Here is a 19,296-nt window from a genome sequence, read left to right as displayed (position 1 = left end):
TATGATATTGATAACTAGTATCAACAACTGCCCGGCATCGCCGGAGCCTCAAGGATTATGAAGCGTGAAGGAAGGATCTAGGAGGGTACTATGTTCATCTGTCTGTGTAAGGGCATCCGTGAATCCGAGTTTGAGGACATCGTCGTACGGACCGCCGGATGTGCAAAACGTGTGAGGCAGGCGATGGGCCTTGATGAAGGGTGTTGCGGACGGTGCGAAGGAAACCTCGACGAGATGATTGAGGACAGCGGTGTGGCAGGGTGTGCCCGCTCCTGAATCTTTTATTTCAGTCCGTTTAGGAGAGGGCGGTACTGACCCAGGAAGGGATATCACTATGAAACTATTACCACCAATACTCACAGACCGATGCCTGGACGGTGTCGCATCGAATTCTGTCCATGCCGGTCCAATCGAGAGGCGAGGCATAACGGTCTCGATTGGGAAAGCCATTCCCAAATTGCGCCTCACTGCGGTCGTGAAAGGAGAGTACCGGTGCCTGGACCCGGACTTCATCGCGGGTCGATGGGTTGCCCTGTGTTTCCCTGGCTCGTTGCGGACGGACGATCTTATTTGTCTCAACAGCCAAGCGACCTTCTTCAGTCGTGCGGGCGCTGTCTTGTTAGGAGTCGTGTCCGATCGGATGTTGCTTCAGCCCGGTGCCCATCAAGAATGGCGGGATATGGCGGTGCCATTATTGACGGATCCGTTGAATCGACTTCATCGAGCCTACGGGATGTCTTCTCAATCCGCGAAAGCGAGCACGTTCTTGATCGATCCTGCGCGTATCCTGAGGCATCACATCGTCCACGAACTCGCCACCTGGGACATGGAAGCGCTCAGAGGGCTCTTGACGCGCAGTCCGAGGCAAGATGACGGCGCTGATACGATCGACCTCGAAAGGAGTCATGGATGTCGCACGTAAATCAGGATGGACATACGATGCTCGATGTCTGCGGATGTGGCCGATTGCATCTTACGTATGGCGCCGTTACGCTAAATTTTCAACGAGAGGAGTTCCTGCGATTCGCTCGCGACGTGGAACGATTAGCCGATTATCTGGCCGGCCTTCAACGCACGACTCGGCCTTTCCCTCAGGCGACGACGAAGTGTCATTAGCGACGTTATGACATGTAAAGAGGAGGCCATCTCACCCGCCCGCCCCAGGCAGGCTTTTCACCGCCGCACCCCCGGTTGCTCGCAACCGATTGCCCGGCACGCTGCCTATTCCCTCGCGCTGGGACGAGGTGCGGGACTGTAGCAGAATGAAAGGAAGGAACATGAAGATTCGGCAATGTCCCCGATGCCAACAACAGATGCTGATTTCCACCGGCGCGTTCTGGACATGCTATGCCTGTAGCTTTGCCATTACCGGACAAGCCTTGAGTGTGGATCTGGGATATCATCCGGAAAAGATGAACAACGGCAAGCGAAGGCCTCGTTGAACAATGCAGCAGCTCCGGTCGAGGCACATGGAAAGGAGTAAGCCATGGTGCGGTCGTCTCCTCATATCCGGGCAGAGTACCCGGTAATGATAAGTTTAGCGGTCTCGCTGATTTTGATCGCGGTCAGTCTGGTGGGTTGGTGGCTGCGTGGGCACTAATCGATGTCGGAACGGACTGCCACACTCATGTCTGTACGTGGCTCATGCCGGGCTGCAACCATGAAAAAAATACGATACCCGGTCGTTGCCAGTGGCATCGGCATCACAGACTATGCTTCCAAGCCGGTAATTGGACCGCATCAACATTTGTGCTGGCGCCCTGTCGCATGGCAAAATGCGGTTTTTAGCTTCGGATGCCGGATACCAGCGACAGCACCATGGCGGACACATACATGAGGCTTACTCCTAGAAATATCCCAACTGCGACTTGCAGTCGCCGGGTGGCGGTATAGGCAATCGTTGTCAAAGATAGAATGACATAGAGTAACGATCCGGCTGCCAAGGTATAGAAGACGATGGTCGCATAGGGCGACGGCTCCCCTCCGCTTAACAGCGTCCCGATGCACGTCGGGATGCCTGCAATCGCCCCCAACCAGACAATTTCTTTCCAATCGAGCGCTTTTCGTCCGGCCGCGCCCACAATGCCGAACCCTTCCGTGCCATTATGGAGAGCGAAGCCCGCCACGAGGAGGCCGCTGAGGACCCATTCTCCGTTGGCATAGCTCGCGCCGATGGCCAAGCCTTCCCCGAGATTGTGCAGGCCCATGCCGACCGCGATCATGTACGGCAGGGTCAGAAACCGGCTGAAGGCAAGGTTACCGCGGAGTTGACTTTGCTCGAGCGCGACCAGGCCGACGAAACTGACACACAGGCTGCCCAGAAAAATGCCCCAGGATAAAGGGTCGCGGGATCCCGTCAGTTCCACTGCCTCGTGCATCAGGTCGAAGAAAAGATAGACTAGGATGCCCGCGGCCAGCCCGATCAATAATCCTTCCATAGCGCGTGAGGTGATGCGGGCTGTGAACAGTGCGACTAGGATGCCAAAATAAACGGGCACAACCCCCGCCAGCGCGCCGAGACCGATCATTTCCAGCATGTTCATGCTCCCCTTGAGCGAAAGCAAAAATGTATACTTCACCGGCGCGCTACCGGAGAAATTCAAATAAGAATGAAGTCGTGAGGCTGGCGATATCCCGATTACGCGGTATCGGCATGCGCGAGGTTCGGGCAGGAGAGCCGCCTATGCTGAAACACTTCGTACTGGGCGCAATGACGCAGTATGCCTGAGTCAGTCTGCCAGCTCAACAAAGATGAGAGCGGCCGCTCAGCCTGGTATACTCTCCACCGGCAAGATCCCATGGTTCGATAGTCCATCATGAGCAGCAATCTCACATCAGCCACACGGTGAAGAAGAAAGGTCATCCCAAACAATCTATGAAACAGGATAGCAACCGTCCATCCACGAGTCCTCCTGTCAGAGGATTCTCCCCCGGCTTCGCCGCGCTCGGCCTCGAGGCCACACTACTGACGACCCTCGACACATTGGGATACGAAGAGCCGACGCCGATTCAGCGAGAAGCCATTCCGTCGCTGTTGGCTGGTCGTGATTTGCTGGGACAAGCCGCCACTGGAACCGGCAAGACGGCGGCCTTCACGTTGCCCCTGCTTCAGCGGATCGCCCATTCAGCCCGGCGTCATCCCTCGGCGCTCATTCTGGTGCCCACGCGGGAATTGGCCATTCAAGTCAGTGAAGCGGTCCGGCGCTACGGCAAGGAATTGCGCATTTCGGTGCTGCCGGTTTATGGAGGGCAGGCGATCGGTCCCCAGTTTCATGCGCTCAAACGAGGGGTTGATGTGGTGGTCGCCACTCCAGGCCGGGCGCTTGATCATATCCGCCGCCAGACATTGAATCTGAAACATCTCCGAATCGTCGTGCTGGATGAGGCGGATGAGATGCTTGATATGGGATTTGCCGAGGACCTCGACGCCATTCTGAAGCAGACCCCGACCGATCGGCAGACCGCGCTGTTTTCCGCCACCATGCCGCCGCGCATTGCCGCCATCGCGCATCGTCATTTAAAGGACCCGGTAGAGGTTAAGATCGCCAAAGAGCCGGTCAAAGCAGGTGCCGCTCCGCGTGTCCACCAGACCGCTTATCTGGTGGCCCGGCCAAACAAGGTGGCGGCCCTCGCTCGGATCGTGGATATGGCGGGACCGAAATCGGCGCTCGTCTTCTGCCGGACCAGGTTGGAAGTTGATGAATTGACGGCCATGTTGAAGGAGCGCGGTTACCGAGTTGAAGCCATTCACGGCGGCATGAGTCAGGCGCAACGGGATCGCGTGATGCATTCGTTTCGATCCGGTCAGACTCACCTGCTGGTGGCGACGGATGTGGCGGCACGGGGACTGGATATTCCGAGCGTGTCGCATGTGGTGAATTATGATGTGCCTTCCTCGCCTGAAGTGTATGTCCATCGCATAGGGCGCACCGGCCGGGCCGGTCGGGAAGGCGCGGCGGTGACGATTGTGGAGCCACGTGAACAACGGCTGCTACGAAACATCGAACAGCTCACCAAATCTCGGATTGAATTGGCTCCGGTGCCCACGGTGGGCGATCTCACAAAGAAGCGACTGGAAGAAACAAAGGCAGCGGTGGAGCAATGCCTCACAGCCGGCGATTTGGATCTCTTCCGCTCCATGGTGGAATCGTTGGCGGGGAGATTCGATCCGGCGGATGTCGCGGCTGCGGCGGTAAAGCTCGCCTATCGCGCGCGAGGCGGTGAAACGAAGGAAGCCGACATCCCGGCCGTGCAGGGACGGGGCGATGAATTGCATCGGACGGCGCGACCACCGGCTTGGGGACCAAGAGATCGCGCGTATGGCCGTATGCGGGATTCCAAAGGCGCGACGGGCAGGTTGGGACGGGGCGGGCAGTCCGAAGGCATGGCGAAATTGTATATTGGAGCCGGCAGGACAGCCGGCATTCGCCCAGGAGACCTCGTCGGCGCCATCGCCAATGAAGCGAAGCTGGCCTCGAGCCGGATCGGAGCCATTGAGGTGTCCGATCGATTTTCGTTGGTCGACGTGCCGGATGCTCTGGCCGGCGCCATCATCGACGCTCTCGGCAAAACCAGGATCAAAGGCCACAAGGTGACGGTGCGGCTGTTTCGCGACTGACGGCTGGCCGGCGAGCGGTGAGATGCAAGATATGTCTCATGAACACAATGGAGGAAGAAGAGAATGAGCGGGACCGGTGATAATTCCGCAGAGCGACTCATGGGCCTCACATTCCGGGCGCATCCCTGGCACGGCGTGTCGATCGGCGACGACGCGCCCGGAGTGGTAACGGCCTATATCGAAATCGTCCCCACCGATACGGTGAAGTATGAGGTGGACAAAGTCAGCGGCTTCCTGAAAGTCGATCGCCCGCAACGGTTTTCGAATTTTTGCCCCGTGTACTACGGACTCGTCCCGCAGACGTTCTGCGGCGAACGGGTCGCGGCGCTCTTTGCCGCTCGTGCGAAACGGCCGGGGATGATTGGAGACGGAGACCCGCTGGATATCTGCGTGCTGACAGAAAAAACCATTCCGCACAGCGATATCTTACTGACCGCGCTTCCCATCGGCGGACTCAGCATGTCGGATGGGGGCGAGGCGGATGACAAAATCGTGGCGGTCATGAAGGAAGATGCGGTTTACGGAGCCTTCACCGATATTGCCGATTGCCCGGTGAGCCTGCTGGATCGACTGCAGCACTATTTCCTTACCTATAAACACGCGCCCGGCTCACCTCATCACAAGGTGGAAATTACGAGTCTGTATGGACGGGACGAAGCATTGAAAGTCATTCGTGCCAGCCATGTCGACTATCGGGCCAAGTTTCCCGAACTGGAGTCTCGCTGTCCTCAAGGACTCGTGTGAACGGGGTCAGCCCATCAGTACTCTTTAGTTAATTCCTTCCATGAAGAGCCTATGAATATTTCATGAAATTCGATTCAGGATCGCCTTAAGGGGCAGCATCTGCCGGGCGGATCGGGTATGCTCCAGTATGACGGCCGTTTGTCGCTGGCGGCCTTCCTTCTATTTGCCAAAGGAGAGACGTTGTCATGGGGCATGAACTCTGCATCACTGAAACAGACCTGAACCGATTGACAGATTTGGTCCACACCGGACTGGCATCCAGAAGAAAAGACAATGAATCCCGGCAGATCTTGGAGCAGATCTTGGATCACGCGCGGGTCGTCGCGTCGTCGGCGATTCCGGAGACGGTCGTGACGATGAATTCCACGGCGCGAGTCGTGGATCTTGCCACGGGTCAAGAGAGGGTTTGCACGGTGGTATTTCCCAATGAAGCCGACGTTGAGCAGAATCGAATTTCTGTGCTGGCACCGCTGGGAACCGCCATGTTGGGCTGCCGTGTCGGCGATGTCATTGAATGGCGACCGCCCGGCGGCGCTAAGGAAGTCCGAATTCTTGAAGTGCTGTATCAGCCGGAAGCGGCTGGTGATTATCACCGGTAGGACCGTGCGCTCCACCTGCGTTTCCACTCCTTTCGCGATCCCGAACCCTAGATTCTCCCCGACGCTTGTGGCAAGGTGAAGCCATGAGCGCCCGGACCGCCGCCGTGCGGCGGTCCGGGCGCATGTTCGTACCAGAACGTCATTTTATCACTGTTCAATCGATGAAGCCGCGCAACGCCTGTAAGCTCGCGCAGAGAGCGCTCTATGTTTGAGATTTCTACCGGCTTGGCGATTCCGGACCATGAGATCGAATTGACCGCTGTCCGATCGCAGGGTGCCGGAGGCCAGCATGTGAATAAAGTCGCTTCAGCCGTGCACCTGCGGTTCGATATTAGGGCGTCGTCATTGCCAAATGAGGTAAAAGCCCGTCTGCTGCAACTGCGGGATCACCGGATCTCGCGGGACGGTGTAGTGATTATCAAATCGCAGCAGTCCCGCAGCCAGGAACAAAATAAAGCGGTCGCCCTCGATCGGCTCCGTGATCTCATCTATATCGCGACCATCCGGCCCAAGTCGCGCAAGCCGACGAAGCCCGGCCAAGCCGCGCATCGCCGTCGCTTGGCCGACAAGGCCAGGCGAGGACGGTTGAAGGCGCTGAGAGGAAAAGCGGAGGACGAATAGGCAGCCGTTCGTCGGCGCTTACGCTTCTTCCTGCCGTGGTCTGCCATATCGGCGGTGCAGTTTTACCTTCGTCCCCCGTTTCTTGCGCATTTTCCGCATCCGGATGTTCAGCATTTCCACCGCTACGGAAAACGCCATGGCAAAATAGATGTATCCTTTCGGCACATGGACGTCGAAGCCTTCCACCATGAGCGTGACACCGACAAGAAGCAGAAACGACAGCGCGAGCATTTTAATGGTCGGATTCTCGTCCACGAAGTCTCCAATCGCCTTGGCGGCAAACAGCATGACCAGGACGGCCAGAATGATCGCGGTCGCCATGACTGAGAGCTGTTCGACCAGGCCGACCGCCGTGATGACTGAATCCAACGAAAACACAATGTCCAGAACCGCAATCTGGACCAGCACCATCCCGAGGCTGGTAGTCGCCGCCTGATCGCCCGTTTCCTCGATTCCTTCCAGGCTGTTGTGAATCTCATGCGTGGCTTTGGCGAGCAGGAAGAGACCGCCGCCGATGAGAATGACATCCCGCCCTGAGATGTCCTGGGCAAAGATCGTAAACCAGGATTCGGTGAGGCCCATGACCCAGGAGAGCGAGAACAACAAGGCCAAGCGGGCGATCATGGCGAGACCAAGTCCCATCCGTCTTGCAAGGGCGCGCTGATTTTCAGGAAGCCGGCCAACGAGAATCGAGATAAAGATGATATTGTCGATCCCGAGCACGATCTCCAGCGCGGTCAAGGTCCCGAGCGCGGCCCAGGCTTGGGGTGTTGCCAACCAGTCAAACATTGATGTCTCCCCTAGTTGATTGAAGCCATGCGAACATCCGCGATAAGACCTATTCGGGACTCATCCGGATAGAGCTACGGCCGGCGAGTGTAGCGTTACAAGATTGGACGGCGCAATCGGAACCGACCGTTTCCACGCAAACTCATATTGACACCACCGCATCCGCCACATACCCTACGCTTCGTTTTTCGCAAAGATCAGAAAGGAATGGCGCTATGGCAAGCAAGCGATTGCTTCCCGATCAGATCATGCAACTGGGCATGGGCTTTTGGGCCTCAAAGACGCTCTTGAGTGCGATCGAACTCGGGCTTTTCACGGAACTGGCGAAAGGACCGCTGGACCTCAAGGCCGTGACCCGGCGGCTGCATCTCCATCCGCGCAGCGCCATGGACTTTCTGGACGCGCTCGTCGCCCTGGGCATGTTACAGCGAACCGGCCGGCGCTATGCGAATACCCCGGAGACCGATCTATTCCTGGATCGAGCGAAGCCGTCCTATGTCGGCGGCATGCTCGAGATGTCGAACGCTCGGCTCTATCGTTTTTGGGGCTCGCTGACCGAAGCCCTGCAGACCGGCAAGCCGCAAAATGAGGTGAAAACCGGCGAGGATTTCTTCGGCACGCTGTACGCGGACCCCCGGCGGCTCGAGAGTTTTCTCAAGGCCATGACGGGACTCAGCCAGGGAACGGCACGAGCCATCGCCAAACAGTTTCCCTGGAAACAGTATCACTCGTTTATGGATATCGGCTGCGCGCAGGGCGGCGTGGCGGTTGAAATTGCGCTGGCCCATCGACACCTGGTCGGCGGAGGCATGGATTTACCGGTCGTGCAGCCGGTGTTCGAGGCCTATGCGCGAGCCAAAGGGGTGGAAAAACGGGTGCGGTTCCATCCCGGAGATTTCTTCAAGGATGCGTTGCCGAAGACGGATGTCTTGATCATGGGGCACATCCTGCACGATTGGAATCTCGACGAAAAATTGATGCTCTTGCACAAGGCCTACGAGGCGCTTCCGCCGGGCGGTGCGGTGATTGTCCATGAGGCCCTTATCGACGACGCGCGCAAACGCAATGCCTTCGGGCTCCTCATGAGCCTCAACATGCTCATCGAGACGCACGGCGGGTTCGATTTTACCGGTGCCGATTGCCGGCGATGGATGAAGGAGGCGGGCTTCAAGCGGACGAAAGTCGAGGCGTTGGCCGGGCCCGATTCAATGGTGGTCGGGATCAAATGACAAGGTACTGTGCCAAATGTGGAAGAAATGGCAGCAGGGCGATCCCGACAAGAATGGAAAGCGCCACCACGGAGCTCACCAGTTCTTCGTCGAGCTTGGCTTCCGCCGCATAGATCACTGCGTTGACGGCCGACGGCATGGCGGCAACCAATATCGCCACCGTGCGTTGAAGTCCATCCAAGTGTAAGAGCCACGCAGCCGCGACACCTAACAGCAAACCGCCGCCCATGCGGACGACCACGCCGAGGATTGCGAGCGGCATATTCCGCCCTAAGGTCGTGAAACTCACCGACAGGCCGAGTACCAGACTTGCCAGAGGCGTCGTGGTCCAGTGAATCGGCATCAGCACAGCATGCAGCCATTCAGGGAGCCCGAGCGCCCCTGCCTTCAGCGTCAGGATCCCCAAAAGGCCCAAGAGCGGCGGAGCGGACACAAAGCGAACAACGAACGGCCACGCAGCCAATGATGACGTTCCATGCCGGAGAGCGAGGCCGTACAGCACGGTCAAGGTCAAGACGGTCTGGCCCAAGTCGAACAGCACCGCGTGACCCAATCCCGCTTCACCGAACGTCGCCAGGGTCACCGGATAAGCGAAATAGAGGCTATTGATCAGGCCGGTCGCAAGCAGGAATCCCCCTTGCGTGGGACGAGGCAGGTTCAACAGCCGGGCGATTCCCCAGGCAATCAGGACCAAGGGCAACGTCACCAAGCAGGCGGCGGCCGGCAACTTCCAGATTGCGGCGGTGAACGTGATGCGATCGAGTGAGATGATGATGGTGGCCGGCAGGCTGACGCAGAAGACAAACTTCGCCAGTCGGTTTGCATGGGCCTTCGTGAGCAGGGACGAAGACCGAAGCAGCGCGCCGATCAAAAAAATAATAAGGAAGGCTAGTAATGAATCAGGCATGACATATGGGCCGCAAAGGTCCGGGCGAAATAACTCCTCTGAAAATCATGGAAAAGCGACAATCGCCGGCATTTCGTTTTCGACCGCCCTGCTGCCGAGAGGAGGCCTGTTCTCGGTGCCGGCCAAGCCGGAACTCTCTGAGGAATTCTTAGCACTATGATATAGTGATGATATTCAATATGTTCCGTCCGATCGCTCGAGTGTTCAGCTTCCTCTTGCGCAAGGCTAGGCGGTGTGAGAGGGTAAAAATTGATATGCATTCAGGAGGGACCATCGTGGCGTCGATCCGAAGATTCGTGCTGCCGCTGGGAGTCGTCGTGTCGGTTGCAACCATGGCCGGATGTTACGTGGGAGAGTATGCCTGGCGGTCCACCCGTCCTCAAATGGCGTTGGCCGGCGGCAGACCGATGCAGGACCAATCGTTGTTTGTGCGACTGGGCGGGAAGCCCAGGATTGAAGCGGTCGTCGATGATTTCGTCACGCGCGTGGTCGGAGACTTACGCATCAATAGTCGGTTTGCCACAGCCGATATCCCGCATCTGAAAAGCATGCTGGTCGATCAGATCTGCCAGGCATCAGGCGGGCCCTGTACTTATGAGGGGCGGGACATGAAATTGACGCATGCCGATATGGCCATCGGCGGCGATGAATTCGACGCACTGGTCGGCGATCTCGTTGTCACCATGGATAAGTTCGAGATCGGCAGACGCGAGCAAATGGAATTGTTGAATACCCTCCGGCCGATGAAAAGCGATATCGTGGACAAGTCCGTGACCGCCAAACCGTAAGTCTCACTTCGATCCATTCGGACGGCGATACCTTTCCGACTTCCTCAATCGCGCCCCCACATTCCGCTCGTCGAACCCTCGCATCATCGGTGAAACGACGTTTCAGGCGTGCCAAAAGCCACAGGCTCTTCTCTTGTCCCGTGACGCCGCTCGATGACGAGCGATCGCAAGGTTTGTCCGGACAATGCCTGCTCCACCGCCTCGTCCCGCCGGCGTAGCACGTCGAGAATCGGGTCACCGTCATGAAGCGGAATGCGGGCCTCAGCCGCGTTGCCGTCGCGAACCGCGTCCAATACTTCTTTGAGGGAGATGAGTTCCGGCGGCTTCATCAGGCTCACTCCCTGCGGTTTGTTCATGAGGCCGAGGAGACCATTTTCCACCAAGTGGTCCACCTGCTCTTCCACCAGCGAGACCGGTAGATTGAGCTCGATAGCCAGTTCCTGGACAGCCAATGGTCGTTCTCCCGCCACATGGCGGCGCGTCAGAAGGGCCAGGAGCGTCAAGGCCAGTCGTTCGCGAAAGCCTTGCGTCCGCTGCTGCCAGAGCAAGCGCGACAGATAGGCGGTGGGATGCTGATGAAAGAACGAGAACTGTGCGCCGATGAGCACGATGAGCCATCCCGTGTAGAGCCACAAGAGAAAGAGTATCAGGACGGCAAACCCAGAGTAGATCGCGCTGTACTTCGCCGATTCGGCCACAAACTTGGCAAATAACTCTCCGGCAATGCCCCACAAGATCGCGGCGGCGATCCCGCCGACCAGCGCCGAGGTCGCCCGCACCTGTGTATGGGGAATGAATTTGTAGAGAAAGGTAAACACGCCGCATAGCATCAGAAACGGAGCCAATTTGGCGCCCCAGACCATCAGATAGCCGAGCGGTTCAATCTCCAAAACATGCTGGACCAAAGTATTGCTTTGGACCGAGGCCAGCAATCCAAACGCCGTGACGACCAGCACCGGCCCGACCAAGACGGCGCTCAAATAATCGGCAAATTTTCGGGACCACGACCGGCCCTGCCGCACCAGCCAAATGGCGTTCAAGGCTTGCTCGATCTTATCGATCAGCGAATAGGTGGTGTAAAACAGTCCGGCGACGCCGACGACACCCAGCACGCCTATCTTGAGATTGTCCACGAAACCGATGATCGTGCCGGTCACTTCCTCGCCTTTTGGGCCCAGCGGCTCCAGCGCTTGGGCCAGGACCGGCTCAATTTGATGATGGACGCCGAACGCCTTGAGTACGGAAAACATCACGGCGAGAAACGGCACCAACGAGAGCAGTGTGGTGTAGACCAGGCCCGCGGCGCGGGCATCAAGCAGACGATGGCGAAACTCCAGTCCCACCGCAATGGCCAGACGCAGCGTCTGCACGAGCGTTCGTTGAAGGAAGGGAAGAGTCGCGAGATCGGTGGTCCAAAGGTCCTGTTTCAAAAATTGGATGATGCGTCCCACGCTTTCCATAGATCCTCGCAGGTGTAGGATTCTGGGCATTGTAATGGAGTCGTTAAGCTTGGGGAAGCCGTGCCGGCCCGTACGGCTCTCCGTTGACGCCACCGGTTGGATGAGTCATACAGGGACGCCGGGACGTTTGAGAGAAACCGAACTCAGCGTCGAGGGCCGGCCTTACGAAGGGAGGCCTCCATGTGGCGATTCAACGGTTCATTCCTCGGACGAGCCGAGGAGATCCTCATTCTTGCACTGCTCTGTGTCGGAACACCGGCGCAAGGGGCCGAGGCTCCCATTCTTCCCTTGTCCAAGATCGTTCTCTATTCCAGCGGGGTGGGCTATTTCCAGCATGATGGGACCGTGCAGGACCGCGCGCGACTGGATCTTCGTTTCAACGTGAACCAAATCAACGATCTACTCAAGAGTTTGGTCGTGCAGGACCTTGGCGGCGGAAAGGTTGCGTCGGTCACGTACAGTTCCCGAGATCCCGTTGCGAAAACTCTTGGAAGTTTCAGCATCAACTTGAACGGAAATCCGACCCTCGGGCAGCTTCTCACGCAAATGCGAGGTGAATCGGTGGAATTAGCCTCGCCTAATCCCATCGCCGGCACCTTGATCGGGGTGGAAAAGAAGCAAGAATCCGTTTCGGACGGCGGCCAGCGGCGCCTGATCGAGACGGAATATGTGAACCTTTTCACGGAGGACGGATTCCGATCGATTCCGCTGCCCTCGATTCAACGGATCACGCTGGTCGATGCGGCGTTGAACCGGGAAGTTCACACCGCGCTGGCGGTGTTGGCCATGAATCATGACACGCAGAAAAAGACTCTCTCTGTGATATTCGATGGAACGGGATCTCGCCAGGCGCGTATCGCATATCTCACGGAAACGCCGATCTGGAAGACCTCCTATAGATTGGTGCTCGATGACACCCGTCCTGCGTTTCTGCAAGGGTGGGCCATCGTCGAAAACACCACCGAGCATGATTGGACCGATGTGAATCTGTCGCTGGTATCCGGGCGGCCGATCTCGTTCATCATGGATCTCTACCAGCCGCTCTATCATCCGCGGCCCATCGTAGAACCGGACCTCTATGCCTCGCTGCGTCCGCAAATCTATGGCGAAGCGATGGACCAGGCAGCCCGCGTGGAGGAAAAAGCGGAGGGAGAGAAGCGAGAGGATCCGGTCAAGGACGGCAGGCGGAGGCTCGACTCCAAGAAACCGATGCGGGCCGGCGTTCCGCCGCCTGCGACCGGCGCGGCCTTTGCCGATGAAGCGAGGGCCATGTCCGAAGGCGTGGAGTCGGTCGCCGAAGGCCGGGAAGCCGGATCACTGTTCGAATACCGGCTTGGGTCGCCGGTCTCACTCGCCCGGCAGCAATCAGCAATGGTCCCAATTCTTGGGCAGGAGATTCAAGGCCGGAAGGTATCGATCTACAACCAAACAGTGAACGTCAAGCATCCGCTTCAGGGATACCGTCTCCAGAACTCATCGCCGCTCTATCTCATGCAGGGTCCCATTACGGTGTTTGATGGCGGCTCCTACGCCGGCGATGCCAGGATCGAAGACATTGCGCCCGGGCAGGGACGGCTCATCAGTTACGCGCTGGATCTGAAGATGGAAGTCGAGCCGAAGCTCGAAGGCGGGCAGCAAGAATTGGTCAGTGTGGCCATCAAGAAAGGCGCGCTGTGGGTGACTCGCCGCATGGTGGAAGATCGGACGTACCAGATCAGGAATCGGGATCAGAAGGAGCGGGCTCTCTTCATTGAGCATCCCTATCGTGCGGACTGGAAGCTGATCGAGCCGAAGGAAGCGGCCGAGCGCACGCGTGATGTCTATCGGTTTGCGGTTCCGGTTGAGCCGGGCGGGAGCGCCTCACTACGGGTAAAGGAATCCCTGCCGATTCAGGAATCGGTCCAGCTCATGGACAGCGGTGTGAATCAGATCCTGCTGTACCTTCAAGCCAAAGAGGTGAGTCAGAGAGTGAAGGAGGCGCTGCAGAAAGTCGTGATCCTCCGCAATAAGTTGGACGACACGCGCAGCCAGCGCGCCCGGCAGGAACAGCGGATCGCGGAGATCACCGCGGAGCATAGCCGCATTCGGGACAACATGCAGCGGCTCCAGCACAATTCCGAGCTCTATAACCGCTACGTCACGAAGCTCGATCAGCAGGAGACTGAACTGGAAAAAATCAGAAAGACGATCGACACCCTGAAGGGAACCGAAGAGGAGCAACGGCGGGAATTGCAGGCCTATCTCACGGCGCTCGACGTGAGCTGAATTGTGCATACACCCTACGTTTTTGAAGGGATGGATCAGACAGGAAAGAAGAAGTGACAGAACGTCATATGACATGCGGTTGACAGGACTGTTGCCGAGACGTAGCCTGTTGCCGTTTCCCCATATGAAAGGAATGGAAAGGAGGGGCGGATGAAATTGCCAGGCGGGTCATTGCGTCGACGATTCCTGTGCGGACTCGGTGCGATCCTCTTTCTTTCGGCCTGCGCTTCCCCGGCTGACCAGCGATCCATCGAGCCGGCCCCCGACAATGCCCCTCCCTTGTTCGGCGATCTTGGGACGCTGCACCATCCCATCTCCACTTCGTCGCCCAAGGCGCAGCAGTATTTCGATCAGGGATTACGGCTGGTGTTTGCGTTCAATCACGAGGAAGCGATCAATTCATTCAAAGAGGCGGCGCGTCTCGATCCCAAGGCGCCCATGCCTTACTGGGGTATCGCCTTGGCGCTTGGGCCGAACATTAACTTGCCGATGAGTCCCGAAGCCGGCAAGCATGCGTACGAGGCGATGCAAAAGGCCCGTGCGCTGGCTTCCAATGCCACTCCGGAAGAGCGGGCCTATATCGATGCGCTGGCCGTTCGCTACTCCGCCGAGCCCCAAGAAAACCGAGAGCAACTCGATGCCGCCTACGCCGAGGCGATGGGAAAGGTATGGGCCCGCTACCCGAACGATGCCGATGCCGGCGCGCTCTACGCTGAGGCCATGATGGACCAGCAGCCCTGGGACTATTGGACATCGGATGGGCAACCAAAGGGCAATGCCACCCAGATCGTCGCAACGCTCGAACGAACATTAGAGCTCAATCCCAACCACCCGGGGGCATGTCACTACTACATTCACGCCGTAGAGGCGTCATCGAACCCGGAACGGGCGCTGCCCTGCGCGAGACGATTGCCGGATTTGGCGCCCGGGGCGGGCCATCTGGTCCATATGCCCGGTCATATTTATCTGCGACTGGGTATGTATCAAGAAGCGGTAGAACGGAATGTTCATGCGGCCGCGGTGGATCATGATTATCTTGAGCATCGCAAACTCACCGGCGTCTATCCGGTCGGCTACTATCCGCATAACGTGCACTTTCTCTGGACGGCATTATCCATGGAAGGCCGGAGCAAGGAGGCGATGAAGACGGCTCATGATCTCCAGCAGCTTGTCCCGTGGGACATGGCGGTGAAAGTGCCGGCACTCGAGGATTTCGCGCCGACGGGCCTCTTCACATTGGTGCGGTTCGGCAAATGGGACGAGGTTCTCACGGTGTCCAAACCGCCGGCCGAATTGGCCTACACGAATGTGGTGTGGCACTATGCGCGCGGAATGGCCTTCGCGGCCACGAAACGACCGGATGAAGCACAGCAGGAACTGAAGGCATTGACGGGATTGGTCGGGTCAATTCCGGAGGATCGAGTCATGGGAGGAAGCCGCGTCGTCGATCTGGCAAAAATTGCGGAGGGAGTGCTGGCCGGCGAGATCGCGGCTCGTCAGGGGCGTTATGAGCAGGCGATTGAGACCCTCAAGGTTGCGGCGGAAGTGGAAGATCGGTTGCGATATTATGAACCGCCCCTCTGGCATATTCCCGTGCGCCATTCCTTGGGCGCAGTGTTGCTGCAAGCGGGCCGTCCGGCCGAGGCGGAGCAGGTCTATCGCGAAGATCTGATGCACCACCCGCATAATGGCTGGGCGCTGTTCGGCCTCAAGAAAAGCCTGGAAGCGGAACAGAAACAGGCGGAGGCCAAAGCGGTGGGGCAGGAATTCCAACAAGCCTGGGCGCGGGCCGATGTCCAATTGCCCGCCTCGCGGTTTTGAACGCCGGGGGGACGATTGCGCCGGCCGAACATACGGCCGGCGCCGTGAGAGGAAGTACGAGATGAAAGCTTGGGGTTATTTCACCGCGCATCAGGTGAGTGAGTTTGCGATCAAGGAGATGGAGGTGCCCGATCCGGCCGTCGGCGACGGCGATCTTCTGGTGCAGATTCACGCGGTATCCGTGAATCCGGTGGACTACAAAATCCGGCGAAGCCGCAGTTCGACGAGCGCACATCCTGTCATTTTGGGATGGGATGCAGTGGGCGAGGTCGTGAAGACAGGCGCGAAGGTCCGCGGTTTCCAACCGGGTGACCAGGTCTACTATGCGGGAGACCTCATGCGCGACGGGACCAATGCCGAACTTCATGCGGTGGATTATCGGTTGGCGGCCCGCAAGCCTGAGCGGTTGAACGTCACGGAGGCGGCCGCGCTGCCGTTGGTGTCGTTAACAGCTTGGGAGGCGCTGCTTGAAGAGCGTCAAAATACTTATCAAAAGAGCACGAAAGTCCTGATCATCGGAGGGGCCGGCGGAGTCGGGTCCATCGCGATCCAACTTCTCAAGGCAAAGACGAACGCCAAGGTCATCGCCACAGCCTCGCGACCGGAAACCAGGGCCTGGTGCGAAACCATGGGCGCCGATCTGGTGATCGATCATTCGAAAGGCCTGCCAGAAGAACTCAAACGGCACGACATCGCCGAGGTGGACACGGTGTTCGGCATCACCCATTCCCAGGACTATCTGGGGGTGCTGCCCGACATCATCCGGCCGTTTGGACGCTTCGTGCTGATCGACGATCCCGGCGTGGTGGACATCGCCAACTTCAAACGAAAATCGATCACGGTGAGCTGGGAGCTGATGTTCACCAAATCGTTGTTTGGATACAAGCCCGAGACGCAGGGGCAGATTTTGGGCGAGGTCGCCGGGCTGGCGGATGCGGGACGCCTGAAGCCCGTCGTCCGCACGGTTCTCACCGGTCTGTCGCCGGAGAATTTGCGAGCGGCCCACACGATGCTGGAATCTGCCACGACCATCGGGAAGATCGTGGTCGAGCGTCGATAACCCTCAGCATTCAGATCTTGCCTTCGGCAACAGGTGTTCAATGATCAGCCTGGCGTCGCTGATCGGATCGGTTGAAAAAGGCGCGGCATGCCGTTTCGTCACTGCGGTGCTCAATCGCTCGGCCGCTTCACGGACGGGAAGAGGGAAGGACGCATCCCGGTGTATCTGCCGGAGATGTTCCATCGCATCCCCGCTCCAGCGGCGGACATGAAGGCGGTCTAACCACCATTCAGTCGCCAATGCCACAGCACGACGCGCACAGACTCTGGCCCGTCCTTCATTAGCATCCTTCCACGCCGCCTCGGCGACCGCTAGTTCTTGTTCGATGAGCGCCGCTCGCTTCAAGGTCGAGCTCCCGTGCAGGGGTTACATTACGCACAGAGTATCTCACTGCGATCCATCGAAGAGAAGACCCCCGGATATGGCTCATGGGGGGCCATGGAACTGGACTAAACAATCGGCGTCGTGGGGAGGATGGTGGCCTACCTGGAACAGAAACGCGACACCGATGAGGCCGGCCTCGCTGACCGCACATCATAAACGCCAAAGCGCGCCACAGTGTCCGCCACCACCGGCGAAATCCCTCAATAGAGAACGGACGCATCAATCGTCATGGGACAGCGCGGCTCAGCGCGCCGGAATCTGGCTGCTATACTTTTCTTGGACGGCTTGTCAGAAGTGCCGGCCAAGGAGCCGTCCGTAGGGGTAAGGCAGCCGTGCATATTCCCACACATCTCATGGCGTCCTGGGTGGTCGGTCACCGACTGGGGGAGCGACGGGATCGGGTGTTGGTCGCGTGGGCCGGGGTCTTGGCCGATCTGGATGGACTGGCGATTCTGGCCGGGCCGGATGCCTATGGCCGTTGGCATCACGCCCTGACCCATGGTCTTGTTGCCGGACTGGTCATGGCGCTGCTCGTAGGCTGGTGGGCGAAGCACCGTTTCGCCGTATGGGCGCTCGCGTTTACCGCCTTCCATCTCCATCTTGTTTGCGATTTTCTCGGCAGCGGCGTTGAATGGCCGATTCAATATCTGTGGCCGCTTAGCGATACGTTCTATTACACGCCGTATGGCTGGGAGCTGGACGCATGGCAGAATTGGATAATCGGCGTCCTGCTCATACTGGTATGTGGACGCCTCGCCATCACGTCCGGTTTCTCGTTTGCCGAGACGTTTCTTACAAAAAGAGTTGATGCTCTCGTTGTACTCGCTCTTCGGCAACGTTTCGCCCCAAAGCGAGCAGATCCCGCCACGCCTTTTTCCTGTTCGACCATGCCGTGACGGTCATCCGCACCATCGATTATCACACCGCCGATCTCCGTCTCCATTCAAAACACCCCGAATTTCAGCGGGCTCGACCACGGGCTTCCCGTTGATTAGTGTCCGTCGTGGTGCTGCAATGAGCGAAGCATAGGTTGGTAACTGCAGAGGGTGATCATGAAAGAAATGGTGTGGCCGAGTCTGCTGTGCGCGCTCCTGGCGGGTTGTGTCGCGATCGGCAACGCCACCTTGGCCGATGAAAAAGCCATGGAGCGGATCACCGTCGGGGAGACGACCAAGGCGGACATCCTGACATTCCTGGGCCCCCCTGCCGAGCGACGCTCGATCGAGATCGGGGATGCGAGGAGAGAATCGTGGTCCTACAGTTATGCGTCCGCTACGATCAATCCGCTGGAGTACCTCTTGCTGTACGGCCTGTGGACCAACGGAATCGGATTATTCGACACCAGATATGATCTGTTTCTGTCGTTTGACTACAAGGGTGTCGTCAGCGGACTGTCGCTCCTCAAGACCTCCTACGACATGGGCAGCCCGGTCAGGTCAACCAGCGTGACCGGTGTCGCCGACAATACGATCGGTGTAGCCGGCCCGTCCGGTCGGACCGTGCGCTTCGTCGACAAGGTGGAGTATCGCGCTGACTAAAAGCAGGAAATGCTGCTTTTCTCTTTACGATACCGGGCTCCGGCAGATCGCAGGTCTTCAACCAAGGAGGATGCCATGAAACAGGCAAGTCTTTATCTCGGCTTTGTCATTTTGATTCTCAGCAGTATTGCCGCCTGTGACTCAAGCCAGACCGGAGGTGGGACCAAAAAAGCCGGAACAGCGGCCGATGCCCCTTTGTCAGCTCCGGCTGGTTCGGCCGCTCGAATGGAAAACGACGAGGGGGTCGGCCATTATCAGCAAGGTCATTGGGATGTGGCCATGGAGCATTTTCAGAAGGCCGTCAAAGCCGATCCTAATTCGCCCGTCGTGCATTACAACATCGCTCTGACCCAGGATAAGATGGGAAAACATGAGGACGCGACGAAGTCGTTCAAGAAGGCGCTCGAGTTAGCGCCGAACGACCCGACCATCAAGGATTCAGAGATCCTGAAGAAGCACGTCACCATGTAAAG

The 19,296-nt window shown here is 58.2% G+C and carries 20 protein-coding genes; 15 read left to right on the top strand and 5 right to left on the bottom strand.

The window, feature by feature from the left end:
* Positions 1 to 334: 334 nt before the first annotated feature.
* The 3 genes from ACWGXE_RS14950 (at position 335) to ACWGXE_RS14940 (ending at position 1,442) form a co-directional block, all read left to right on the top strand.
* The gene (locus ACWGXE_RS14950; protein WP_447598669.1) at positions 335 to 922 is read left to right on the top strand and encodes a redoxin domain-containing protein; all 588 of its coding nucleotides are present in this window, start codon (positions 335 to 337) and stop codon (positions 920 to 922) included.
* Complete coding sequence (locus tag ACWGXE_RS14945; RefSeq protein WP_447598667.1) at positions 910 to 1,116, top strand: hypothetical protein; 207 nt, start codon at positions 910 to 912, stop codon at positions 1,114 to 1,116. The genes ACWGXE_RS14950 and ACWGXE_RS14945 overlap by 13 nt, the downstream gene beginning before the upstream one ends.
* 161 nt (positions 1,117 to 1,277) lie before the next feature.
* Entirely contained in the window at positions 1,278 to 1,442 is a 165-nt protein-coding gene (locus ACWGXE_RS14940) for a hypothetical protein (RefSeq protein ID WP_447598666.1), read from the top strand.
* 342 nt (positions 1,443 to 1,784) lie between these two features.
* On the opposite strand, the gene ACWGXE_RS14935 is transcribed toward ACWGXE_RS14940, so the two are convergent.
* Positions 1,785 to 2,537 (bottom strand): ZIP family metal transporter, encoded by a 753-nt coding sequence (locus tag ACWGXE_RS14935; protein ID WP_447598665.1) that lies wholly within the window; start codon positions 2,535 to 2,537, stop codon positions 1,785 to 1,787.
* Between the two features lie 338 nt (positions 2,538 to 2,875).
* Between ACWGXE_RS14935 and ACWGXE_RS14930 the strand changes: the two genes are divergently transcribed.
* From ACWGXE_RS14930 to arfB, 4 genes are all read left to right on the top strand, one after another.
* Positions 2,876 to 4,618: a DEAD/DEAH box helicase gene (locus ACWGXE_RS14930; protein WP_447603751.1), complete on the top strand. Its 1,743-nt coding sequence runs from the start codon at positions 2,876 to 2,878 to the stop codon at positions 4,616 to 4,618.
* A gap of 63 nt (positions 4,619 to 4,681) precedes the next feature.
* Positions 4,682 to 5,362 (top strand): inorganic pyrophosphatase, encoded by a 681-nt coding sequence (locus ACWGXE_RS14925; protein WP_447598664.1) that lies wholly within the window; start codon positions 4,682 to 4,684, stop codon positions 5,360 to 5,362.
* Between the two features lie 185 nt (positions 5,363 to 5,547).
* The gene (gene rnk, locus ACWGXE_RS14920) at positions 5,548 to 5,961 is read left to right on the top strand and encodes a nucleoside diphosphate kinase regulator (RefSeq protein WP_447598663.1); all 414 of its coding nucleotides are present in this window, start codon (positions 5,548 to 5,550) and stop codon (positions 5,959 to 5,961) included.
* A gap of 204 nt (positions 5,962 to 6,165) precedes the next feature.
* Entirely contained in the window at positions 6,166 to 6,582 is a 417-nt protein-coding gene (arfB, locus tag ACWGXE_RS14915; RefSeq protein ID WP_447598662.1) for an alternative ribosome rescue aminoacyl-tRNA hydrolase ArfB, read from the top strand.
* A gap of 18 nt (positions 6,583 to 6,600) precedes the next feature.
* Here arfB and ACWGXE_RS14910 read toward each other — a convergent pair whose 3' ends face one another.
* A complete protein-coding gene (locus ACWGXE_RS14910; RefSeq protein WP_447598661.1) occupies positions 6,601 to 7,371 on the bottom strand; it encodes a TerC family protein in 771 nt (256 codons plus the stop codon).
* Positions 7,372 to 7,586: 215 nt separating this feature from the next.
* Between ACWGXE_RS14910 and ACWGXE_RS14905 the strand changes: the two genes are divergently transcribed.
* Complete coding sequence (locus ACWGXE_RS14905; protein ID WP_447598660.1) at positions 7,587 to 8,600, top strand: methyltransferase; 1,014 nt, start codon at positions 7,587 to 7,589, stop codon at positions 8,598 to 8,600.
* On the opposite strand, the gene ACWGXE_RS14900 is transcribed toward ACWGXE_RS14905, so the two are convergent.
* Complete coding sequence (locus tag ACWGXE_RS14900) at positions 8,593 to 9,507, bottom strand: AEC family transporter (protein ID WP_447598659.1); 915 nt, start codon at positions 9,505 to 9,507, stop codon at positions 8,593 to 8,595. The two genes, ACWGXE_RS14905 and ACWGXE_RS14900, sit on opposite strands and share 8 nt — an antisense overlap.
* 275 nt (positions 9,508 to 9,782) lie before the next feature.
* On the opposite strand from ACWGXE_RS14900, the gene ACWGXE_RS14895 reads away from it, so the two are divergent.
* Positions 9,783 to 10,295 (top strand): group I truncated hemoglobin, encoded by a 513-nt coding sequence (locus ACWGXE_RS14895; protein WP_447598658.1) that lies wholly within the window; start codon positions 9,783 to 9,785, stop codon positions 10,293 to 10,295.
* Positions 10,296 to 10,378: 83 nt separating this feature from the next.
* On the opposite strand, the gene ACWGXE_RS14890 is transcribed toward ACWGXE_RS14895, so the two are convergent.
* Positions 10,379 to 11,755, bottom strand: a complete 1,377-nt coding sequence (locus ACWGXE_RS14890; protein WP_447598657.1) for a YhjD/YihY/BrkB family envelope integrity protein — start codon at positions 11,753 to 11,755, stop codon at positions 10,379 to 10,381.
* Between the two features lie 180 nt (positions 11,756 to 11,935).
* Between ACWGXE_RS14890 and ACWGXE_RS14885 the strand changes: the two genes are divergently transcribed.
* The 3 genes from ACWGXE_RS14885 to ACWGXE_RS14875 all read left to right on the top strand — a co-directional run bounded on the left by ACWGXE_RS14885 (position 11,936) and on the right by ACWGXE_RS14875 (position 16,901).
* Positions 11,936 to 14,020, top strand: coding sequence for a hypothetical protein (locus ACWGXE_RS14885; RefSeq protein WP_447598656.1), 2,085 nt, complete (start codon positions 11,936 to 11,938; stop codon positions 14,018 to 14,020).
* Positions 14,021 to 14,170: 150 nt separating this feature from the next.
* On the top strand, positions 14,171 to 15,841 hold the full coding sequence (locus ACWGXE_RS14880; RefSeq protein ID WP_447598655.1) for a hypothetical protein: 1,671 nt from the start codon (positions 14,171 to 14,173) through the stop codon (positions 15,839 to 15,841).
* A 61-nt stretch (positions 15,842 to 15,902) separates the two neighbouring features.
* A complete protein-coding gene (locus tag ACWGXE_RS14875) occupies positions 15,903 to 16,901 on the top strand; it encodes a zinc-binding alcohol dehydrogenase family protein (RefSeq protein WP_447598653.1) in 999 nt (332 codons plus the stop codon).
* A 3-nt stretch (positions 16,902 to 16,904) separates the two neighbouring features.
* Here ACWGXE_RS14875 and ACWGXE_RS14870 read toward each other — a convergent pair whose 3' ends face one another.
* A complete protein-coding gene (locus tag ACWGXE_RS14870; protein WP_447598652.1) occupies positions 16,905 to 17,246 on the bottom strand; it encodes a hypothetical protein in 342 nt (113 codons plus the stop codon).
* Between the two features lie 371 nt (positions 17,247 to 17,617).
* On the opposite strand from ACWGXE_RS14870, the gene ACWGXE_RS14865 reads away from it, so the two are divergent.
* The 3 genes from ACWGXE_RS14865 (at position 17,618) to ACWGXE_RS14855 (ending at position 19,294) form a co-directional block, all read left to right on the top strand.
* On the top strand, positions 17,618 to 18,181 hold the full coding sequence (locus tag ACWGXE_RS14865; protein ID WP_447598650.1) for a metal-dependent hydrolase: 564 nt from the start codon (positions 17,618 to 17,620) through the stop codon (positions 18,179 to 18,181).
* A gap of 156 nt (positions 18,182 to 18,337) precedes the next feature.
* Positions 18,338 to 18,823 (top strand): hypothetical protein, encoded by a 486-nt coding sequence (locus tag ACWGXE_RS14860; RefSeq protein ID WP_447598649.1) that lies wholly within the window; start codon positions 18,338 to 18,340, stop codon positions 18,821 to 18,823.
* Between the two features lie 75 nt (positions 18,824 to 18,898).
* A complete protein-coding gene (locus ACWGXE_RS14855; RefSeq protein WP_447598648.1) occupies positions 18,899 to 19,294 on the top strand; it encodes a tetratricopeptide repeat protein in 396 nt (131 codons plus the stop codon).
* Positions 19,295 to 19,296: the final 2 nt, after the last annotated feature.

The organism is Nitrospira sp. Nam80 (genome assembly GCF_965152575.1).
The sequence above is the reverse complement of the archived record's forward strand: the minus strand, read 5'-3'. Positions and strand labels throughout refer to the sequence as shown.

Excerpts from the sequence above, each read along its gene's own strand:
- ACWGXE_RS14950 (WP_447598669.1), top strand. The coding sequence starts at position 335 with ATGAAACTATTACCACCAATACTCACAGACCGATGCCTGGACGGTGTC.
- ACWGXE_RS14945 (WP_447598667.1), top strand. The coding sequence starts at position 910 with ATGTCGCACGTAAATCAGGATGGACATACGATGCTCGATGTCTGCGGA.
- ACWGXE_RS14940 (WP_447598666.1), top strand. The coding sequence starts at position 1,278 with ATGAAGATTCGGCAATGTCCCCGATGCCAACAACAGATGCTGATTTCC.
- ACWGXE_RS14935 (WP_447598665.1), bottom strand. The coding sequence starts at position 2,537 with ATGCTGGAAATGATCGGTCTCGGCGCGCTGGCGGGGGTTGTGCCCGTT.
- ACWGXE_RS14930 (WP_447603751.1), top strand. The coding sequence starts at position 2,876 with ATGAAACAGGATAGCAACCGTCCATCCACGAGTCCTCCTGTCAGAGGA.
- ACWGXE_RS14925 (WP_447598664.1), top strand. The coding sequence starts at position 4,682 with ATGAGCGGGACCGGTGATAATTCCGCAGAGCGACTCATGGGCCTCACA.
- rnk (WP_447598663.1), top strand. The coding sequence starts at position 5,548 with ATGGGGCATGAACTCTGCATCACTGAAACAGACCTGAACCGATTGACA.
- arfB (WP_447598662.1), top strand. The coding sequence starts at position 6,166 with ATGTTTGAGATTTCTACCGGCTTGGCGATTCCGGACCATGAGATCGAA.
- ACWGXE_RS14910 (WP_447598661.1), bottom strand. The coding sequence starts at position 7,371 with ATGTTTGACTGGTTGGCAACACCCCAAGCCTGGGCCGCGCTCGGGACC.
- ACWGXE_RS14905 (WP_447598660.1), top strand. The coding sequence starts at position 7,587 with ATGGCAAGCAAGCGATTGCTTCCCGATCAGATCATGCAACTGGGCATG.
- ACWGXE_RS14900 (WP_447598659.1), bottom strand. The coding sequence starts at position 9,507 with ATGCCTGATTCATTACTAGCCTTCCTTATTATTTTTTTGATCGGCGCG.
- ACWGXE_RS14890 (WP_447598657.1), bottom strand. The coding sequence starts at position 11,755 with ATGGAAAGCGTGGGACGCATCATCCAATTTTTGAAACAGGACCTTTGG.
- ACWGXE_RS14885 (WP_447598656.1), top strand. The coding sequence starts at position 11,936 with ATGTGGCGATTCAACGGTTCATTCCTCGGACGAGCCGAGGAGATCCTC.
- ACWGXE_RS14880 (WP_447598655.1), top strand. The coding sequence starts at position 14,171 with ATGAAATTGCCAGGCGGGTCATTGCGTCGACGATTCCTGTGCGGACTC.
- ACWGXE_RS14875 (WP_447598653.1), top strand. The coding sequence starts at position 15,903 with ATGAAAGCTTGGGGTTATTTCACCGCGCATCAGGTGAGTGAGTTTGCG.
- ACWGXE_RS14860 (WP_447598649.1), top strand. The coding sequence starts at position 18,338 with ATGAAAGAAATGGTGTGGCCGAGTCTGCTGTGCGCGCTCCTGGCGGGT.
- ACWGXE_RS14855 (WP_447598648.1), top strand. The coding sequence starts at position 18,899 with ATGAAACAGGCAAGTCTTTATCTCGGCTTTGTCATTTTGATTCTCAGC.